This window comes from Streptomyces sp. IBSBF 2435 (assembly GCF_036815005.1).
GTDB lineage: Bacteria > Actinomycetota > Actinomycetes > Streptomycetales > Streptomycetaceae > Actinacidiphila.
The window spans coordinates 1-18,014 of sequence record NZ_JAJSYW010000100.1 but is presented as its reverse complement, the minus strand read 5'-3'; the positions used below and the strand labels follow the sequence as shown (position 1 = coordinate 18,014).

General features: G+C 72.8%; 16 protein-coding genes and 1 pseudogene. 9 read left to right on the top strand and 8 right to left on the bottom strand.

All coding sequences use genetic code 11. The features are described from left to right. Window positions 1-57: 57 nt before the first annotated feature. A pseudogene (locus V7E46_RS20000) lies at window positions 58-1,932 on the bottom strand (cytochrome c oxidase subunit I); the annotation flags it as partial. Beyond that, window positions 1,929-2,927, bottom strand: a complete 999-nt coding sequence (gene ctaC / locus V7E46_RS19995; RefSeq protein WP_333769681.1) for an aa3-type cytochrome oxidase subunit II — start codon at window positions 2,925-2,927, stop codon at window positions 1,929-1,931. The gene ctaC and the pseudogene V7E46_RS20000, both read right to left, overlap by 4 nt. A gap of 250 nt (window positions 2,928-3,177) precedes the next feature. Between ctaC and V7E46_RS19990 the strand changes: the two genes are divergently transcribed. Continuing rightward, window positions 3,178-4,566 (top strand): cysteine desulfurase/sulfurtransferase TusA family protein, encoded by a 1,389-nt coding sequence (locus V7E46_RS19990; protein WP_333769680.1) that lies wholly within the window; start codon window positions 3,178-3,180, stop codon window positions 4,564-4,566. A 38-nt stretch (window positions 4,567-4,604) separates the two neighbouring features. On the opposite strand, the gene V7E46_RS19985 is transcribed toward V7E46_RS19990, so the two are convergent. After that, complete coding sequence (locus V7E46_RS19985) at window positions 4,605-5,582, bottom strand: carbohydrate kinase family protein (protein ID WP_329179665.1); 978 nt, start codon at window positions 5,580-5,582, stop codon at window positions 4,605-4,607. 201 nt (window positions 5,583-5,783) lie between these two features. On the opposite strand from V7E46_RS19985, the gene V7E46_RS19980 reads away from it, so the two are divergent. Beyond that, window positions 5,784-6,011 (top strand): hypothetical protein, encoded by a 228-nt coding sequence (locus V7E46_RS19980; RefSeq protein ID WP_333769679.1) that lies wholly within the window; start codon window positions 5,784-5,786, stop codon window positions 6,009-6,011. An 88-nt stretch (window positions 6,012-6,099) separates the two neighbouring features. Continuing rightward, the gene (locus V7E46_RS19975; RefSeq protein WP_333769678.1) at window positions 6,100-7,710 is read left to right on the top strand and encodes a hypothetical protein; all 1,611 of its coding nucleotides are present in this window, start codon (window positions 6,100-6,102) and stop codon (window positions 7,708-7,710) included. 247 nt (window positions 7,711-7,957) lie between these two features. On the opposite strand, the gene V7E46_RS19970 is transcribed toward V7E46_RS19975, so the two are convergent. Beyond that, window positions 7,958-8,311 (bottom strand): HesB/IscA family protein, encoded by a 354-nt coding sequence (locus tag V7E46_RS19970; RefSeq protein WP_033176230.1) that lies wholly within the window; start codon window positions 8,309-8,311, stop codon window positions 7,958-7,960. Between the two features lie 271 nt (window positions 8,312-8,582). On the opposite strand from V7E46_RS19970, the gene nadA reads away from it, so the two are divergent. Then, window positions 8,583-9,758, top strand: a complete 1,176-nt coding sequence (nadA, locus tag V7E46_RS19965; protein WP_333769677.1) for a quinolinate synthase NadA — start codon at window positions 8,583-8,585, stop codon at window positions 9,756-9,758. Window positions 9,759-9,799: 41 nt separating this feature from the next. Beyond that, window positions 9,800-10,669: a GNAT family N-acetyltransferase gene (locus tag V7E46_RS19960; RefSeq protein WP_333769676.1), complete on the top strand. Its 870-nt coding sequence runs from the start codon at window positions 9,800-9,802 to the stop codon at window positions 10,667-10,669. A 100-nt stretch (window positions 10,670-10,769) separates the two neighbouring features. Here the strand turns inward: V7E46_RS19960 and V7E46_RS19955 are convergent, their stop codons facing one another. The 3 genes from V7E46_RS19955 to V7E46_RS19945 form a co-directional block, all read right to left on the bottom strand. Beyond that, window positions 10,770-11,864: a sensor histidine kinase gene (locus V7E46_RS19955; protein ID WP_333769675.1), complete on the bottom strand. Its 1,095-nt coding sequence runs from the start codon at window positions 11,862-11,864 to the stop codon at window positions 10,770-10,772. A gap of 65 nt (window positions 11,865-11,929) precedes the next feature. Continuing rightward, entirely contained in the window at window positions 11,930-12,208 is a 279-nt protein-coding gene (pspAA, locus tag V7E46_RS19950) for a PspA-associated protein PspAA (protein WP_333769674.1), read from the bottom strand. A 137-nt stretch (window positions 12,209-12,345) separates the two neighbouring features. Then, a complete protein-coding gene (locus V7E46_RS19945) occupies window positions 12,346-13,137 on the bottom strand; it encodes a PspA/IM30 family protein (RefSeq protein ID WP_329179652.1) in 792 nt (263 codons plus the stop codon). 196 nt (window positions 13,138-13,333) lie between these two features. On the opposite strand from V7E46_RS19945, the gene V7E46_RS19940 reads away from it, so the two are divergent. The 3 genes from V7E46_RS19940 to V7E46_RS19930 all read left to right on the top strand — a co-directional run bounded on the left by V7E46_RS19940 (window position 13,334) and on the right by V7E46_RS19930 (window position 16,077). Next, on the top strand, window positions 13,334-13,921 hold the full coding sequence (locus V7E46_RS19940) for a DUF3043 domain-containing protein (protein ID WP_333769673.1): 588 nt from the start codon (window positions 13,334-13,336) through the stop codon (window positions 13,919-13,921). A 110-nt stretch (window positions 13,922-14,031) separates the two neighbouring features. After that, entirely contained in the window at window positions 14,032-14,763 is a 732-nt protein-coding gene (locus tag V7E46_RS19935) for a class I SAM-dependent methyltransferase (RefSeq protein ID WP_333769701.1), read from the top strand. 243 nt (window positions 14,764-15,006) lie between these two features. Beyond that, window positions 15,007-16,077, top strand: a complete 1,071-nt coding sequence (locus V7E46_RS19930) for a S1C family serine protease (RefSeq protein ID WP_333769672.1) — start codon at window positions 15,007-15,009, stop codon at window positions 16,075-16,077. Between the two features lie 40 nt (window positions 16,078-16,117). On the opposite strand, the gene V7E46_RS19925 is transcribed toward V7E46_RS19930, so the two are convergent. Next, entirely contained in the window at window positions 16,118-16,324 is a 207-nt protein-coding gene (locus tag V7E46_RS19925; protein WP_329179647.1) for a hypothetical protein, read from the bottom strand. A gap of 160 nt (window positions 16,325-16,484) precedes the next feature. Here V7E46_RS19925 and V7E46_RS19920 point away from each other — a divergent pair, with 160 nt between their 5' ends. Then, window positions 16,485-17,687, top strand: a complete 1,203-nt coding sequence (locus V7E46_RS19920; protein WP_333769671.1) for a bifunctional adenosylcobinamide kinase/adenosylcobinamide-phosphate guanylyltransferase — start codon at window positions 16,485-16,487, stop codon at window positions 17,685-17,687. The last annotated feature ends 327 nt before the right edge of the window (window positions 17,688-18,014 follow it).

The following is an 18,014-nucleotide window of genomic DNA, read 5'->3' as shown; positions in this document are numbered from 1 at the left end:
TGCAGGTCGAAGGCCGGGGATTCGGAGCGGATCCGCGGCAGCGAGGTGANTGCTCGCACCGTGGGCCGCGAGGGCGTCGATCGCCGAGATCTCGGGGTGGTGCAGGTCGAAGGCCGGGGATTCGGAGCGGATCCGCGGCAGCGAGGTGAAGTTGTGCCGCGGCGGCGGGCAGGACGTCGCCCACTCCAGCGAGCGGCCGTAGCCCCACGGGTCGTCCACCTCGACCTTCTTGCCGTACTTCGCCGTCTTCCACACGTTGTAGAGGAACGGCAGGATCGACAGGCCGAGCAGGAACGAGCTGATCGTGGACACCGTGTTCAGCGTGGTGAAGCCGTCCGCGGCCAGGTAGTCGGCGTAACGGCGCGGCATGCCCTCGGCGCCCAGCCAGTGCTGGACGAGGAAGGTGCCGTGGAAGCCGAGGAAAAGCGTCCAGAAGGTCATCTTCCCGAGCCGTTCGTCGAGCATCTTGCCGGTCATCTTGGGCCACCAGAAGTGGAATCCGGCGAACATCGCGAAGACGACGGTGCCGAAGACCACGTAGTGGAAGTGCGCCACCACGAAGTACGAGTCGGAGACGTGGAAGTCCAGCGGCGGCGCCGCCAGGATCACACCGGTCAGACCACCGAACGCGAAGGTGATCAGGAAGCCCACCGACCAGAGCATCGGGGTCTCGAAACTCAGCGACCCCTTCCACATGGTGCCGATCCAGTTGAAGAACTTCACGCCCGTCGGCACCGCGATCAGGAACGTCATGAACGAGAAGAACGGCAGCAGCACACCGCCGGTCACGTACATGTGGTGCGCCCACACCGTCACCGACAGGCCCGCGATGGAGATCGTCGCCGCGACCAGGCCGATGTAACCGAACATGGGCTTGCGGCTGAAGACCGGGATGACCTCGGAAATGATGCCGAAGAACGGCAGCGCGATGATGTACACCTCCGGATGGCCGAAGAACCAGAAGAGGTGCTGCCACAGCAAGGCGCCGCCGTTGGCGGAATCGAAGACNGCGCGATGATGTACACCTCCGGATGGCCGAAGAACCAGAAGAGGTGCTGCCACAGCAAGGCGCCGCCGTTGGCGGAATCGAAGACATGTGCGCCGAATTTTCGGTCGGCTTCGAGTGCCAGCAGCGCGGCGGCGAGCACCGGGAAGGCCAGCAGCACCAGAACGGCGGTCAGCAGCACGTTCCACACGAAGATCGGCATGCGGAACATCGTCATGCCCGGTGCGCGCATGCAGATGATCGTGGTGATGAAGTTGACCGCGCCGAGGATCGTGCCGAAGCCCGACAGCGCCAGACCCATGATCCACATGTCGGCGCCGACGCCGGGCGAGTTGACCGCGCTGGACAGCGGCGAGTAGGCGAACCAGCCGAAGTCGGCGGCGCCCTGCGGGGTGACGAAGCCGCCGACCGCGATCAGCGAGCCGAACAGGTAAAGCCAGTAGGCGAACATGTTCAGCCGCGGGNCCGAAGTCGGCGGCGCCCTGCGGGGTGACGAAGCCGCCGACCGCGATCAGCGAGCCGAACAGGTAAAGCCAGTAGGCGAACATGTTCAGCCGCGGGAACGCCACATCCGGCGCGCCGATCTGCAGCGGCATGATCCAGTTCGTGAAGCCGGCGAACAGCGGTGTCGCGAACATCAGCAGCATCACGGTGCCGTGCATCGTGAACGCCTGGTTGAACTGCTCGTTCGACAGGAACTGGTTGCCCGGCCTGGCCAGCTCGGCGCGCATCAGCAGCGCGAGCACACCGCCGATCAGGAAGAACGCGAACGACGTGACCAGGTACAGGGTGCCGATGGTCTTGTGGTCGGTAGTGGTCAGCCACTTGATGACCACAGAGCCTGGGCTCTTGGTGCGGGCCGGGATTTCGTCCTCGTAGGAGTCATCGGCCGGCGCCGCGCCCTGCGGTTCGTTGAGAATGCTCATGTGGTCTTGGGCTCCGAGTTCTTCGCGTTGCCCGTGGTGGCGATACCGGACGGGATGTAACCCGTGTTACCCGCCTTGGCGAGGTCCTTGAGGTGCTGCTGGTATGCCTCGGGCGATACGACCTTCACGTTGAACAGCATCCGGGAGTGGTCGACACCGCACAGCTCGGCGCACTTGCCCAGGAAGGTGCCCTCCTTGCTGGGAGTCACCTCGAAGACGTTGGTGTGGCCCGGGATGACGTCCTGCTTCATCAGGAACGGCACGATCCAGAACGAGTGGATCACGTCGCGCGAGGTGAGCACGAAGCGGACGGTCTCACCCTTGGGCAGCCACAGCGTGGGACCGGGGTTGCCGGTGTCCGGGTTCCGGCTGGCGGGGGTGCCCACGTCGTAGACGCCCTCGGCGCCCGCGGGGTAGAGCAGCTTGTTCGCCGGGATCTCGGAGAGCTGGGACGGTACTTTGTTGTTCTTCGGTGTGGCCGGATCGCCGTCGACGTTCTCGACGTAGTTGAAGCCCCAGCTCCACTGGAAGCCGACCACGTTGATCACGTGCTGCGGCTTCGCCGAGGTGTCCAGCAGCTTCGACTCGTCCCGGGCTGTGAAGTAGAACAGCACCGCGATCACCACGATCGGGACGATCGTGTACAGCGCCTCGATGGGCAGGTTGTAACGGGTCTGCGGAGGGACCTCGACCTTGGTCCGGCTTCGCCGGTGGAAGATCACGCTCCACAGGATCAGGCCCCACACCAGCGCGCCGGTGGCCAGTGCCGCGGCCCAGGAACCCTGCCACAGGGCGAGGATCCGTGGTGCCTGCTCTGTGGCGGGACTGGGCATGCCGAGGCGGGGATAGTCCTTGTACGAGCAGCCGGTGGCCGTAGCAAGGACCAGGCCGGCAGCCAGCGCCTGCGGCAGCCTCCGCCGCAACCCGCGCCGCCACGTGGGGGTGCCGCCCACGCCCTTTGGGCGGTGGGGGAGGTCGGAGCCGTTGGGACTCACGTAGCGCCTTCCCGAGAGTCTCGCCCGCGCGTCCGGGTGTTCCGGCCGTGTGCTGGTCGGTCGGCCCGAGCTGCAGGCAATGAGGTGTGGATGTTTATGCGGACCAAACCCTACTGGACGCTATTTGGGGTCGCGCGGGGAGGGGGTCCAACGCGCCGGGGCTCTCCCCGAAGGGGTGGAATCCCGCGTCCAAGAGCTGTTCTGACACTGCGCCCGGCTCTTCGCCGCGGCCGGGTTGTAGCGTGCTGAGGTGTCCTATTTCGATATGGCTTCGGCCGCCCCGCTGCACCCGGTGGCCCGGCAGGCGCTGCTGGCCGCGCTCGACGAGGGGTGGGCGGACCCGGCCCGGCTCTACCGCGAGGGGCGCCGGGCCAGGCTGCTGCTCGACGCGGCCAGGCAGACGGCGGCGGAGGCCGTGGGGTGCCGCCCCGACGAACTGGTCTTCACTCCTTCGGGCACCCGCGCGCTGCACTCCGGTGTCGCCGGGGCGATGGCCGGACGGCGCAGGACCGGCCGGCATGTGGTCGTCCCGGCGGTCGAGCACTCGGCGGTACTGCACGCCGCGGACGCCTACGACAGCACGGCGGTCGGCGTGGACAGGACCGGGCGGGTCGCGCCGCGGGACGTGGCGGCGGCACTGCGGTCCGACACCGCGCTGGTGTGCCTCCAGTCGGCGAACCACGAAGTGGGCACGGTCCAGCCGGTCGCCGAGGTCGCCGGCCTGTGCCGGGCGGCCGGGGTGCCGCTGCTGGTGGACGCGGCGCAGTCACTGGCGTGGGGCGCGGTCGGCGGCGGCTGGTCGCTGCTGGCCGGCAGCGCCCACAAGTGGGGCGGCCCGCCGGGGGTCGGGCTGCTCGCGGTGCGCAAAGGCACCAGGTTCGCGCCCCAGCACCCGGCGGACGAACGGGAGTCGGGCCGCTCCCCCGGCTTCGAGAACCTGCCGGCGATCGTGGCCGCCGCCGCGTCGCTGCGCGCGGTGCGCGCGGAGGCCGCACGGGAGGCGGCCCGGCTGTCGGCGCTGGTGGACCTGATCAGGGCGCGGGTGCCCGAGCTGGTGCCGGACGTCGAGGTGGTCGGGCACGGCACACTGCGGCTGCCGCACCTGGTGACCTTCTCCTGCCTCTACGTGGACGGCGAGGTGCTGCTGACCGCGCTGGACCGGGCCGGCTTCTCGGTGTCGTCCGGCTCGTCCTGCACGTCGGGCACGCTGACCCCCAGCCATGTGCTCAAGGCGATGGGGGTGCTGTCCGAGGGCAACGTCCGGGTGTCTCTGCCGCCGGGCACGGACGAGGCGGAGGTCGGGCGGTTCCTCGACGTGCTCCCCGGGGTGGTCGCGGAGGTGCGCGCGCGGCTCGGGGCGCCGACCGCCGGGGCCGCTGGAGCTGCCGAGCCGACCGCCGGGCCGACCGGTGCGGACGGCCTGGTGGTCGACTCGCTCGGCAAGCTGTGCCCGGTCCCGGTGATCGAGCTGGCCAGGGTGATCGGCGAGGTGCCCGTCGGGGGCGTGGTGACGGTGCTGTCCGACGACGAGGCGGCCGGGCTGGACATCCCGGCCTGGTGCTCCATGCGGGCCCACGACTATCTGGGCTCGCGCCCCGCCCCCCGCGGCACCGCCTACCTCGTCCGCCGCCGCACCTGACCCGCCCCCGGGGAGGCGCGGCCCGGCAAGGGCGAGGGTCAGGCCGGGAGGTGGTGGCGGACCTCGGCGGCGGCGTCCTCGCCGTACGCCTTGGTGAAGCGCTCCATGAAGTGCGTGCGCCGCAGCTCGTACTCCTGCGTGCCCAGCGTCTCGATGACCAGCGTGGCGACCATGCAGCCGACCTGCGCCGCACGCTCCAGGCCGACGCCCCACGCCAGTCCGGACAGGAAGCCGGCCCGGAAGCCGTCGCCGACGCCGGTCGGGTCGATCTTCGCCTGCTCCTCGGCGCAGCCGACCTCGATCGGCTGCTCGCCCTTGCGGTCGATCCGCACGCCGTGCGCGCCGAGCGTGGTGACCCGGGTGCCGACCCGGTCCAGGATCTCCTCGCCGCTCCAGCCGGTCTTGGTCTCGATCAGGCCCTTTTCGTACTCGTTGTTGAACAGGTACGCGGCGCCGTTGACGAGGGTCCGGATGTCGTCGCCGTCCATCCGGGCGATCTGCTGGGAGAAGTCCGCGCCGAAGGGGATGCCGCGGGTGATGCACTCCTCGGTGTGCCGGATCATCGCCTCGGGGTCGTCCGCGCCGATCAGCACCAGGTCGAGGCCGCCGACCCGGTCGGCGACGTGCTGGAGCTCGATCAGCCGGGCCTCGCTCATCGCGCCGGTGTAGAAGGAGCCGATCTGGTTGTGGTCGGCGTCGGTGGTGCAGATGAAGCGGGCGGTGTGCAGCACCTCGGAGATACGGACCGAGGCGGTGTCCACGCCGTGCCGCTGGAGCCAGGCGCGGTATTCGCCGAAGTCGTTGCCCGCCGCGCCGACCAGGATCGGCGAGGTGCCGAGCAGGCCCATGCCGTAGCAGATGTTGGCGCCGACCCCGCCGCGCCGCACATCGAGGGCGTCGACCAGGAACGACAGCGAAACCGTGTGCAGCTGATCGGCGACCAGTTGGTCGGCGAACCGGCCGGGGAAGGTCATCAGGTGGTCGGTGGCGATGGATCCGGTGACGGCGATACGCACGGCGGCAGGCTCCTGAGGGCGGGGGAATCGTACACGGGGGTTGCGTCGGTCTGGGCAGTCGTCCACGCTACCGGCAAACCGCGGCCCGGCCGGGACATCCAAGGATTACCCGCCGTTCCCGCTGGTGAACCCGGGGGACGCGGCGGAACTACCCGATAGTAGGGCTTTCTCCCCGGCCGGGCCGTGCCTAGGGTCGGGGGTATGAGGTCTACCCCGCGTACCACGGCTCCCGCGTCCCCCTCCGCCCCGCTTCCGCTCGCGGAGCCGGATTCGCTGGAGCAGCTGATCGGCGACTCCCGGCGGATGGCCGCGCACTGGCGCGTCCCGGCACTCGGTGAGCGGGCCGTCACCCCGGCCGGCCTGCGCGGCATCACCGTTCCTGCGGCGTCGGCCCATGTGGTGGCCGGCATGGCGGAGTTCGGCGACTGAGCCGCGCGACAGGCCCCGGGGGAACCGGTTGGCCGCCGGCCACGTCTCATCGGCAGCTGACGGTTGACGGAACCGAGGAGTGTGCGCGGTGAGCGATCGCGACGATCATGAGGTCCATGAGACCGGTGCGGGCCACCACCCGGCCGGAGCGGACGACGGCATCCTCGTCGACGGGTCCACGGACGGGCACGACGACGAACGGCCGCCGCGCGGGCGGCGGCTGACGGTGGCGCTGGTGGCCGCCGCGGTGCTGGCTGCGGCCGGCGGCGGCGCGTACTGGGCGGTGTCGGCGGACGGCGGCGGGAAGACCGTGAGCAGCCGGCCAGGTCCTTCCTCGTCCGGCCCGGCCGCCGCACCGCCCGGCCAGGTCGCCGCGGGGCCGGCCGACGGCGACTACCGGCTGACCGGCACCCTGCCGAAGAACGGCCCGAAGTCGGCGCCGCTCTACCGGCCCGACAGCGGCGCCGACCGGGCCGCGGTCGGCCGGCTGGCGGCGCTGCTGGGGCTGCCGGGGCCGGTGGTCGACGACCACGGCTCCTGGCGGGTGGGCGCGGCGGACGGCACCGGGCCCGCGCTGCTGGCGAGCCAGGCGGCGCCCGGCACCTGGTCGTACGCCCGCAACGGGCAGGGCGTGCCGGGCGCGGCCACGATGGTGCCGCCCGCGCTGCCGAAGGTCCCGCCGCCCTCCGCAGGCGGCGCCGCGGACGGCGGCCCGGCCTCGCAGAAGGCGACCGGCTCCGCCCCCGGCACGGGCACCCCGCCGGTTCCCGAGCAGCAGGCGGAAACGGCGGCGGCGCCCGTGCTCGCCGAACTCGGCCTGTCGGACGCGCGGATCGACGCGACCAGGACGGCGGCCTCGATCCGTACGGTGACCGCGGACCCGGTGGTCGGCGGCCTGCCCACGCACGGCTGGGACACCGGCCTGGACGTCGACCCGAACGGGCGGCTCGTCGGCGGGCACGGCCGGCTGTCGGCGCTGGCCAAGGGCGAGAGCTACTCCGTGATCAGCGCGGACCAGGCGTTCAAGGAACTGTCCTCGGCCCGGGTCATGCGTCCGGACTCCTGCAAGGTGCCGATGCCCGGCAGCGGCGCAGCGCGGCAGCCCGGCGGGAATGCCGCGTCCTCGGCCGCCCCGCCCACCGTGCCGGGCCAGGACAAGACACTGCCGCACTCACTGCCGTGCGTGGCACCGCAAGCGCCGCCGACCGACATCACGGGCGCGGAATTCGGCCTGGCCACGCAGTTCGCACCCGGCGGCGACGCCCTGACGCCCGCCTGGCTCTTCACGGCGGTGCCGCAGGGGGCGGCCCAGGGGTCGGTGATCGCCCAGCAGGCGGTGAACCCGGCGGACCTCGGGGGCAGCGGCGGCGGCAGCGAGGCGCCGGGCGGACCCTCGCCGGTCCCGCCCGCGACTCCCCCGGCCGCGGACGGGGCGCACCGGGCGACGGTGTCCGGCTACCGGCTGCAGGGCAGCTCGCTGACACTGACCTTCTGGGGCGGGATCTGCCAGACGTACACGGCCTCCGCGGCCGAGACCGGCGGCCAGGTGCGGGTCTCGGTGACCGGCAGGGACAAGACGCCGGGCGCGCCCTGTGCAGCGGTCCTGAAGGCGCAGACCGTGTCGGTCCGGCTGGACCGGCCACTCGGTGGCCGTACGGTCGTGGACGCGGCGAGCGGCGCGGCGGTCAGGGGGTCCTGAGCGTCCGGCCGCCGAACCGTACGGGGGTCGGCTCGGCGGTGGGACAAGGAAGCGGGGGGGGCCCCCCCCGGGGGGGGGCCCCCGGGGGGGGCGGCAGGGGGCTGCGTCCTGATCCGCGCCACGGCCGTCGACGCGGCGGGCGTCNCCCCCCCCCCCCCCCCCCCCCCCCCCCCCCCCCCCCCCCCCCCCCCCCCCCCCCCGCTTCGTGCTCCGGCCCGCTGGGGACCGGGGCCTGGCCCGTACGGACTCAGTGGAAGGAGTCGCCGCAGGCGCAGGAACCCGTGGCATTCGGGTTGTCGATGGTGAAGCCCTGCTTCTCGATGGTGTCCACGAAGTCGATGGAGGCGCCGCCCAGGTACGGGGCGCTCATCCGGTCGGTGACGACCTTGACGCCGCCGAAGTCCTTGACCACGTCGCCGTCGAGCGAACGCTCGTCGAAGAAGAGCTGGTAGCGCAGGCCCGAGCAGCCGCCGGGCTGGACGGCGACCCGCAGCGCGAGGTCTTCGCGGCCCTCCTGCTCCAGCAGGCTCTTCACCTTGCCGGCGGCGGCGTCGGACAGGAGGATGCCGTCCGTGGTGGTGGTCTCGTCCTGAACCGTCATCTGCTTCACTCCCGGGTTGTACGGACTACTGGCTTACCGACTGCTAACGGGCGCCCTTCCGGATTCATTCCGGCCGGGTCGAGCGAGTCCGCGGTGTCTTCGTCCCCACCATGCTCGCACACGGCCGCCCGCGCGCGGCGGCGATGGACGAATGCGTCACATCGACAGGACCGGGCATCGTCAATCTGACGCGAACGGGCTATGATAGATAACGTCAAGTAGACGAAAAGGTCTGCGCTGCAGAGAGCCGCAAAGAAAGGGCGTCCGGCCCGTGACCACCACCACAGAACCTCTGGACGTAGAGCCCACCCCGCTCGCGCTGCTGCTGCTCGGCCGCGAATCCGACCCGCGCAGCGAGCGCGGCGTGGACTGCCCCGGTGACCTGCCGGCGCCCTCCGATCCGCACCTGGTGGAGCGCGCCAGGGCCGCCAAGGCCCGGCTCGGCGAGAAGGTCTTCATCCTCGGACACCACTACCAGCGCGACGAGGTGATCGAGTTCGCCGATGTGACCGGTGACTCCTTCAAGCTGGCCAGGGACGCGGCGGCCAGGCCGGAGGCGGAGTACATCGTCTTCTGCGGGGTCCACTTCATGGCGGAGTCCGCCGACATCCTCACCTCGGAGCGCCAGCAGGTGATCCTGCCCGACCTGGCGGCCGGCTGCTCGATGGCCGACATGGCCAGCGCGGAACAGGTCGCCGAGTGCTGGGACGTGCTCGCCGACGCAGGGATCGCCGACATCACCGTCCCGGTGTCGTACATGAACTCCTCGGCCGACATCAAGGCCTTCACCGGCCGGCACGGCGGCACGGTCTGCACCTCCTCCAACGCGCGGCGCGCGCTGGAATGGGCCTTCTCCCAGGGCGAGAAGGTGCTCTTCCTGCCCGACCAGCACCTGGGGCGCAACACCGCGGTACGGGACCTGGGCATCGCGCTGGAGGACTGCGTCGTCTACAACCCGCACAAGCCGGGCGGCGGGCTGACCCCCGAGCAGCTGCGGGACGCGAAGATGATCCTGTGGCGCGGCCACTGCTCGGTGCACGGCCGCTTCTCGCTGGAGTCGGTCGAGGACGTCCGCGCCCGCATACCCGGCGTCCAGGTGCTGGTGCACCCCGAGTGCAAGCACGAGGTCGTCACGGCCGCCGACCACGTCGGCTCGACCGAGCACATCATCGCGATGCTGGACGCGGCCCCCGCCGGCTCGGCCTGGGCCATCGGCACCGAGCTGAACCTGGTGCGCCGACTCGCCAAGGCGCACCCGGACAAGCAGATCGTCTTCCTCGACAAGACCGTCTGCTTCTGCTCGACCATGAACCGCATCGACCTGCCGCACCTGGTGTGGGCGCTGGAGTCGCTGGCCGACGGCAAGCCGGTCAACCGGATCGAGGTCGACGCCGAGACCGAGCACTTCGCCAAGCTGGCCCTTGAACAGATGCTCGCCCTGCCGTAATCCCCCTCCCGGCCGATGCCGTACGGGGCAATGATGGAGCGGTGATTCTTCGACCGGTTCGTGACGACGAGGAGGACGCCGAAGTCGTGCGGGAGGTCACCGCCGCCGCCTTCGGCGCCCCACACGCACTCAAGGGCGACCCGACGGACGCCCCCGGCTCCGTGGCGGCCGAGCGCGGCAGGACCCGCCATCTGGCCAGGACCGACCCGGGCGGCTGCTGGATCGCCCAGGACGAGGCGGCGGGCCCGGTGGGCGCGGTGCTCTCCTCCCGGCGCGAGGGCACCTGGGGACTGTCACTGCTCGCGGTGACGCCCGGCGCACAGGGCAAGGGGGTCGGCAAGGCGCTGATGGCGCGGGCGCTGGTGCACGGGCGGGCCTGTCTGCGCGGCGTCATCTGCGGCTCGCGGCACCCGGCCGCCGCCCGTACGTACCGCAGGGCCGGCTTCACGCTGCACCCGGCGATGCGGCTGACCGGGGTGGTCGATCCGGCGGGCCTGGCGCCGCTGGACGGCGCCGTGCACGAGGGCACCGTCAGGCACCGCGACCTGATGGACTCCGTCGACCGCCGCACCCGCGGCGGCGCCCACGGCCCCGACCACGAGGAACTGCCGCGGCACTTCCGGCTGTTCGTGGTCGACGACCTGGCCGGCAGCGGCTACTGCTACGCCGACGAGCGCGGGGTCGAACTGCTGGCGGCGACCTCCAGGCGGCTGGCCACCCGGCTGCTGACCGCGGCCCTGGTGAGCATGCCGCAGGGCCGCCCGGTGCGGGTGGCAGGGCTGACCGCGGAGCAGGAGTGGGCGGTGGACGTCGGTATCGCGGCGGGCCTGGAGATCTCCAACGCCGGCTATGTGTGCCTGCGCGGGATGCGCCCGCCCAATCCGTACATCCCCTCGCAGCTCTTCCTGTGACCCCGGGGCTCCTCGGTGGGTCCGCGCTCCTGACCCCGGGGCTCCTCGGTGGGTCCGCGCTCCTGACCCCGGGCGGTTCCGCCGGGAGCGGGCGCCACGGTCAGCCGCACGCGCCGTCCGCGGGGGCGGACGCGGGGGCCGCCGCCGGGGCCGCCTGGTGCTGGCGGTGGGTGCGCGGCGGGACGGACAGCGGCAGCCGGACCCAGACCCGGAAGCCGCCGCCGGGACGGACCCCGGCCTGGCAGACACCGCCGAGCGCGCTGGCCCGCTCGTACATCCCGAGCAGGCCGTGCCCGCCGCTGCCGCGCTCGGTGGGGCGGCCGGGGCAGGGGACGCCGGGGGGCACCTGCGAGCTGCCGTCGCCCGCCGCGTCCGGCCGCGGCCGGCTCGGCTCGGGCAGCAGCGACTCCGCGGTCCCCGGCGCCCCGTCGTCGTCCACCATGACCTCAAGGGCTCCCGGGTCGCGCCTGATCCGCACGATCGCGCCCGCGCCGGGCCCCGCGTGCTTCTGGACGTTGGTCAGCGACTCCTGGATCACCCGGTAGGCGGTGAGGTCGACGCTGGCCGGCAGCGGCCCCCGCGGGAGCGGCGCCGGATCGCCGTTGGCGCGCTCCTCAAAGGTGACCCGCAGCCCGGCCCGCCGGAAGCCGTCGAGCAGCTGGTCGAGCAGATCGAGCCCCGGGGCCGGCTCCATCGGCGCCGCCGGCTCCCCCCGCTGCCGCAACAGCCCTACGGTGGCCCGCAGTTCGTCCAGTGCGGACCGGCTCGCCTCGCGTACGTGCGCCAGCGCCTGCTTGGCCTGGTCGGGGCGGCGGTCCATGACGTGGGCGGCGACGCCGGCCTGCACATTGGCCAGCGCGATCTGGTGGGCGACGACATCGTGCAGTTCGCGGGCTATCCGCAACCGCTCCTCCGCGACCCGGCGCCTGGCCTCTTCCTCGCGGGTCTGCTCGGCCCGCAGCGCCCGCTCCTCGATCGCGGCGGCATAGGCGCGGCGGCTCCGCACGGCGTCGCACGCCGCCGCGGCGGTCCCGGCCCAGGCGAAGACGGGGATCACCCAGCCGTCGGCCCAGTGCCGCACCACGAGCAGCGTCGAGAGCGCGCCGGCGAGCAGCAGCACCGCCCACAGCACCCTGCGGCGCGGCACGGCCGACCACCGGGCGGGCCGCCCTGACGCCCCCCTGGGATGCTGCACGGCAGCCACTGTATTGCGGCGCACGGTCCGCACCGATCGCACCGGAAGACCGGTCCGCAGCGTCTCTAGCCCGGGATCAGGCCGTCGTCCTTGAGCATGGCCCTGACCTCGTCCAAGGTGGCGTCCGCCGTGGGGAGGATCAGCTCGGACGGTGCCAGCGCGTCATCCGGAAGCGGCTCGCCCAGCCGGCGGACGGAGTCGAGCAGGGCGCCCAGCGTCCGCCGGAAACCCTCCTCGTCACCGGCCTCCACCGCGGCGAGCAGCTCATTGTCCAGCTCGTTCAGCTCGGTGAGGGCGGCGTCCGCCAGCCTCACCTGGCCCTCCCCCATGATCCGCACGATCATGACGGCCTCCTCCGTTGCGGCTCCATTACGGCATTACGGCCGGGCATCACTGCCGGTGACCGCGTGCCGGGTGGCTGCTGCCGGCGCGACCGCCGGCCGGCCGCCTCGGCCTGCCCTGCTGCTTGCCTACTGCTCGCTCACTGCTTGTCGAACCGCGGGGTGTCCTGCGGCTGGCCCTGCGCGTCACGGCCGCCCTTGCCGCCCTCGATCGCCTGCTGGGGGCTGCCACCGGCCAGCTCGGCCTTCATCCGCTGCAGCTCCAGCTCGACGTCGCTGCCGCCGGAGATCCGGTCCAGCTCGGCCTGGAGGTCGTCCTTGGCCATACCGGTCGGGTCGTCCAGGGCGCCGGAGGCGATCAGCTCGTCCAGCGCTCCCGCGCGGGCCCGCAGCTGCTCGGTCTTGTCCTCGGCACGCTGGATCGCCATGCCGACGTCGCCCATCTCCTCGGAGATGCCGGAGAAGGCCTCGCCGATCTGGGTCTGCGCCTGGGCGGCGGTGTAGGTGGCCTTGATGGTCTCCTTCTTCGTACGGAAGGCGTCCACCTTGGCCTGCAGGCGCTGGGAGGCGAGTGTGAGCTTCTCCTCCTCGCCCTGCAGCGTGGTGTGCTGCGTCTCCAGGTCGGTGACCTGCTGCTGCAGGGCCGCCCGCCGGGACAGCGCCTCCCGGGCCAGGTCCTCGCGCCCGAGCGCGAGCGCCTTGCGGCCCTGGTCCTCATACGTCGCCGACTTCTTCTGCAGCTCGGTCAGCTGCAGTTCGAGCCGCTTGCGGGAGGTGGCGACATCGGCCACACCCCGCCGTACCTTCTGCAGCAGCTCCAGCTGCTTCTGGTACGAGTAGTCAAGCGTCTCGCGCGGGTCCTCGGCCCTGTCCAGGGCCTTGTTGGCCTTCGCGCGGAAGATCAGTCCCATCCGCTTCATGACACCGCTCATGGGCCTCGCGCGCCCCCTTCTCCGGCAACTGCTCCAGCACCTCTACAGACCCCAGCCTACGGGCCTTGGTTCCATTACCGCACTGTTCGGACCCGGATGCGCTCATCCGCAAGGACGATCACGGTTCGGTGACCCCATGCCCAGGTAGTACGCAGGGGGCTGGGGTCGGGCGGCGGAAGCACGTAACCTGGGAGACGTGTTCCGACGCCGTTCCCCAGATGAGCAGTCCTCGACCACCACTGCGGTGCTCGACAAGGACCAGCCCCGCGACCCGCAGGCTCCCAAGGGTCGCCCCACGCCCAAGCGCAACGAGTCCCAGCAGCAGCGCCGCAAGGCCGCCAGCACCCCGACCGACCGCAAGTCCGCCGCCAAGGCGGCGCGCGAGGCCCGCCGGGTGGACCTGGCCAAGCGCCGCGAAGCGCTGGCCAACGGCGACGAGCGCAACCTGCCGGCCGCGCACCAGGGCCCCGTACGCAGGTTCACCCGCAACTACGTCGACTCCCGCTACCGGGTCGCCGAGTTCTTCCTGCCCATGGCGGTGCTGATCCTGATCGGCAGCCTCATGCCGGCGGTGCAGACGCTCTCGCTGTTCCTGTGGGTGCTGGTGATCGTGCTGATCCTGGTGGACTCGGTGATCACCGGCTTCGCGCTGCGCCGCCAGCTGGCCAAGCGCTTCCCCGACCAGAACACCAGGCGTGCCGTCACCTACGGCCTGATGCGGACGCTCCAGATGCGCCGGATGCGGCTGCCCAAGCCGCAGGTCCAGCGCGGCGCCAAACTCTGAACGCCTACGTCCCCGGCGGACCCCCCGCCCCGGGCGCGGGCGGATTCCACGGCGGCGCGGACACCTGGCTGGCCGACCTCGGCGGGCTGCGGAACACCGTCCGGCAGGAGCTGGTCGCGCGGCAGCTGGACGAACAGCTCGCCGCACACTTCCCGCCCGCCTCCGGCGCCCACGCCGTGCGGCGGCTCCGGGTGCTGGACATCGGCCCCGGCCAGGGCACGCAGGCACTGCGGCTCGCCCGCGCCGGGCACCTCGTGACCGGCCTTGAGGCCGATCCGGCGATGCTGGGTGCCCTGCGGGCGGCGGTGGCGGCGGAGCCGGACGACGTACGCGGCCGGCTCGCCGTGCTCCAGGGCGACGGCCGCGAGACCGGCCGGCACTTCGGGCCGGCGTGCTTCGACGTGGTCCTGTGCCACGGGGTGCTCATGTACGTGCCCGATCCCGAGCCGATGCTCGCCGCGCTCGCCCGGGTGCTGGCACCGGGGGGCCTGCTGTCCCTCGTCGTACGCAACGGTGACGCGCTGGCCATGCGCCCCGGCCTGCTCGGCGACTGGTCCTCCGCGCTGCGCGCCTTCGGCTCCGACGGCTACGTCAACCGGCTGGGGCTCGCCACCCGGGCGGACCGGCTGGCGCAGCTGACGGCGACGCTGGCCGGGATCGGGGTGCCGCTGCACACGTGGTACGGGGTGCGGGTCTTCACCGACACCGCGCCGGACCACGCGGTGGTCCCCGCGGACCCGGGCGCCCTGGCGGCGCTCCTCGACGCCGAGGAGGCGGCGGGCCGCGCCGATCCCTACCGGGGGGTGGGCGCGCTGCTGCACGTCTGCGGTCTGCGCGCCTAGGCTTCGGCTCCCTCCACCCCTCCCGGCCGCGCCAGGCTGTCCCCGGACCTTCCCCGGGGCGGCGTCGGTCGCGCAGTTCCCGCCGTCGCTGGGTGATCGCCCTCGCGGCACTTCCGCGACGCCGTAGTGGCCGGTCGCCCGCGCCCCCTCCGGCGCACCGCCGTGGGCGGCTGTCACCCCGGGAACGACCCGATTGGACGCCGACGGCGAGTGCCGGGGCGGGCGAAAAGCCACAATTTGCGCATGAGTGCATCGCGCAGCACGTCACTACTGCCCGGCGCGGCCGCCTGCGCCCTGCTGGCGCTGGCGGCGACCGCCTGCAGTTCCGGCGGAGCCGAAAAGGCCTCCTCCCCCGAGGCCAGCGTCAGAGACCTCGCGGCGAGCGGCGGCACCGACCTGCAGACCGCGTACCAGAACACCGTCAAGGACGTCCTGCCGTCGGTCGTCCAGATCACCACCCAGCAGGACCTCGGCTCCGGCGTCGTCTACGACAGCAAGGGCGACATCGTCACGAACGCCCACGTCATCGGCAATGCGAAGACCTTCCAGGTGTCGCTGGCCACCGGCGGCAGCCCGCTCAGCGCGAAGCTCGTCTCGTCCTTCCCCGCCAACGACCTCGCCGTGATCCGGCTGACGTCCCCGCCGAAGGGCCTCAAGCCCGCCGACTTCGGCGACTCCGCCACGGTCGGGGTCGGCGAGATCGTGCTGGCGATGGGCAATCCGCTCGGCCTGTCCAGCAGCGTCACGCAGGGCATCGTGTCGGCGACCGGCCGTACCGTCAGCGAGAGCGGGTCGGGCGGCGGCACCGGGGCGACGATCCCCGACATGGTGCAGACGTCCGCCGCGATCAACCCGGGCAACAGCGGCGGCGCCCTGGTCAACCTCGACAACCAGGTGATCGGCATCCCCACGCTCGCCGCGACCGACCCGCAGCTCGGCAGCGGGGCCGCGCCCGGCATCGGCTTCGCGATCCCGTCGTCCACGGTGAAGCGGATCGCCGACCAGATCATCAAGAACGGCAGGGTCACCGACTCCGGCCGGGCCGCGCTCGACGTGACCGTACGCGGTGTCGTCGACCAGAACCAGCAGCCCGCGGGCGTCGCGATCGTCTCGGTCACCAAGGGCGGCGCCGCCGCCAAGGCGGGGCTGCGGGCCGGTGACGTGATCACCAAGGTCGGCAGTACGCAGATCACCAGCGTGCAGTCCCTCACGGCCGTGCTGGCCGCCGTCACCCCGGGCACGAAGGTGCCGGTGACCTACGACAGGGACGGTGCGGCCAAGACGTCCCAGGTGACGCTGGGCTCGCTGGGGTGAGGCGGGGTACGTCCCCCGCAGGCGCGGGGGACGTCACCGGTCAGGCGTCGGCGTGCAGGCTCATCGGGCCGTAGATCTTCGTGTCGCCGTCGGACAGGACGACCTGGTCCGCGCCGCCTTCGACCAGGTCCTTCCAGACCTCGCCGAGCCAGGACTCGGCGTCGCCCTGCGTGGTGAACTCCTCGGGCTGCACCGCGGGCTCCACCTCGGTGCCGTCGGCCTTCTCGAACCGCCACGTCCACGCCATGTATGTCTCCTCGGTACAGAGTCCGTAAGTCCGGAAGTCCAGGGTCCAGGGTGCTGCGGGGGCCTGCCAAGGCAGCGTAACGGCACAGGGCGGCGGTGTGGCCGTCGCCACATGGCGGACCCCGCGCGCCCCGCGGGCCGCGACGCGAGACGATCGTGCCGTGGAAGCGACTCTGCTCGGCACCGCGGGGCCCGAGGGCCTGCCGATCCCGGACTGCCCGTGCGCGGCCTGCGCTCTCGCCGTCGGAGCGGGCGGGCGCGCCCCGAGCGCCGTTTTGGTCGACGGCGTGGTGCTGCTCGACCTGACGCCGGGCGTGGCCCTGGCCGCGGCCCGCGCCGGGCGCGGCCTCGCCGGGCTGCGCCTCGTGCTGCTCTCGCACCCGCACGACGGCCCCGCGGTCGAGATCCCGGCCGGCCTGCCGGCGCCCACCCGGGTGCCGGACGGGCAGCGGCTCACCCTGATCACCGGCCACAAGGTGCGGGCAGTCCCCATGGACGCGCCCGGCACGGGCTACGCCGTCGAGTCGCCCGACGGCCTGCGGCTGCTGTACGTACCGCCCGGCTGCTCACCGGCCGGCCTCGACGGCAGCGACGAACCGCCCTACCACCTGGTGCTGCTCGACGCGGTCGGGCGGCCCGACGCGCTCGCCCGGCTGCGGGCGGCGGGCGCGGTGACCCGTACGACCGACGTCGTCGCCGTCCATGTCGGCCACGACGCGCCGCCGCAGCCCGAGCTGGGCCGGCGGCTGGCCGCGTACGGCGCCAGGGCCGTGCCCGACGGGACGACGCTGGTCGTCGGCGACTATCACGCCGTGCCCGATGTACCGCGGCGCACCCTTGTGCTGGGCGGCGCCCGCTCCGGCAAGTCCGCCGAGGCCGAGCGCCGCCTCGCCGCTTTCCCCGACGTCCTCTACGTCGCCACCGGCGGCACCCGCGAGGGCGACGCCGACTGGGCCGACCGGGTCGCCCTGCACCGTGAGCGCCGCCCGGTCGGCTGGCGCACCCTGGAGACCCGCGACCTCCTCCCGCTCCTCGCCGACGCCTCCGGGCCGCCCGTGCTCATCGACTGCCTCGCGCTGTGGCTCACCGGCGTCCTCGACGCGGCGAACGCCTGGGACGACGATGTCTGGCGCAATGGGGGTGCGCGACGTGTGCGGGCTCGCGCCGCTGAGCTCGCCGCGGCGTGGCGTGCGACCCGTCGCACCGCCGTGGCCGTCTCGAACGAGGTCGGGTCGGGAGTCGTCCCCGCCACCCCGGCGGGGCGCCGCTTCCGCGACGAGCTGGGGCGGCTCAACGCTGCGATGGCGGCGGAGTCCGACCACGTCCTCCTCGTCACGGCCGGCCTCCCCCTCCCCCTGCGCTAGCCCGTCCGCCCGTGCGCGGCCGCGTCCCCGCAGGGGCGCGAGGAACCGCGCGCCCGGCCACGACGCCGGCGCGCTGTCCGCCCGGCGGGACGTGCCCCGCAGGGGGCGCGAGGAACGGCGCGAGGAACCCACCACGACCGTCACGTACGAACGGACCGCACCATCCCAGGGGCGCGGGGAACCGCGCGACCAGCCCCACCGGCGCGGGTCGTCACCGACCCACAGGCTCTCTTCGGTCCGCCCAGGACCACCGCCCGGTGGCCCGGTTGCGCGCGCAGCTCCCCGCGCCCCCGGTAGGCACCCCCCGCCGCAGGGGAACTGCCAGAC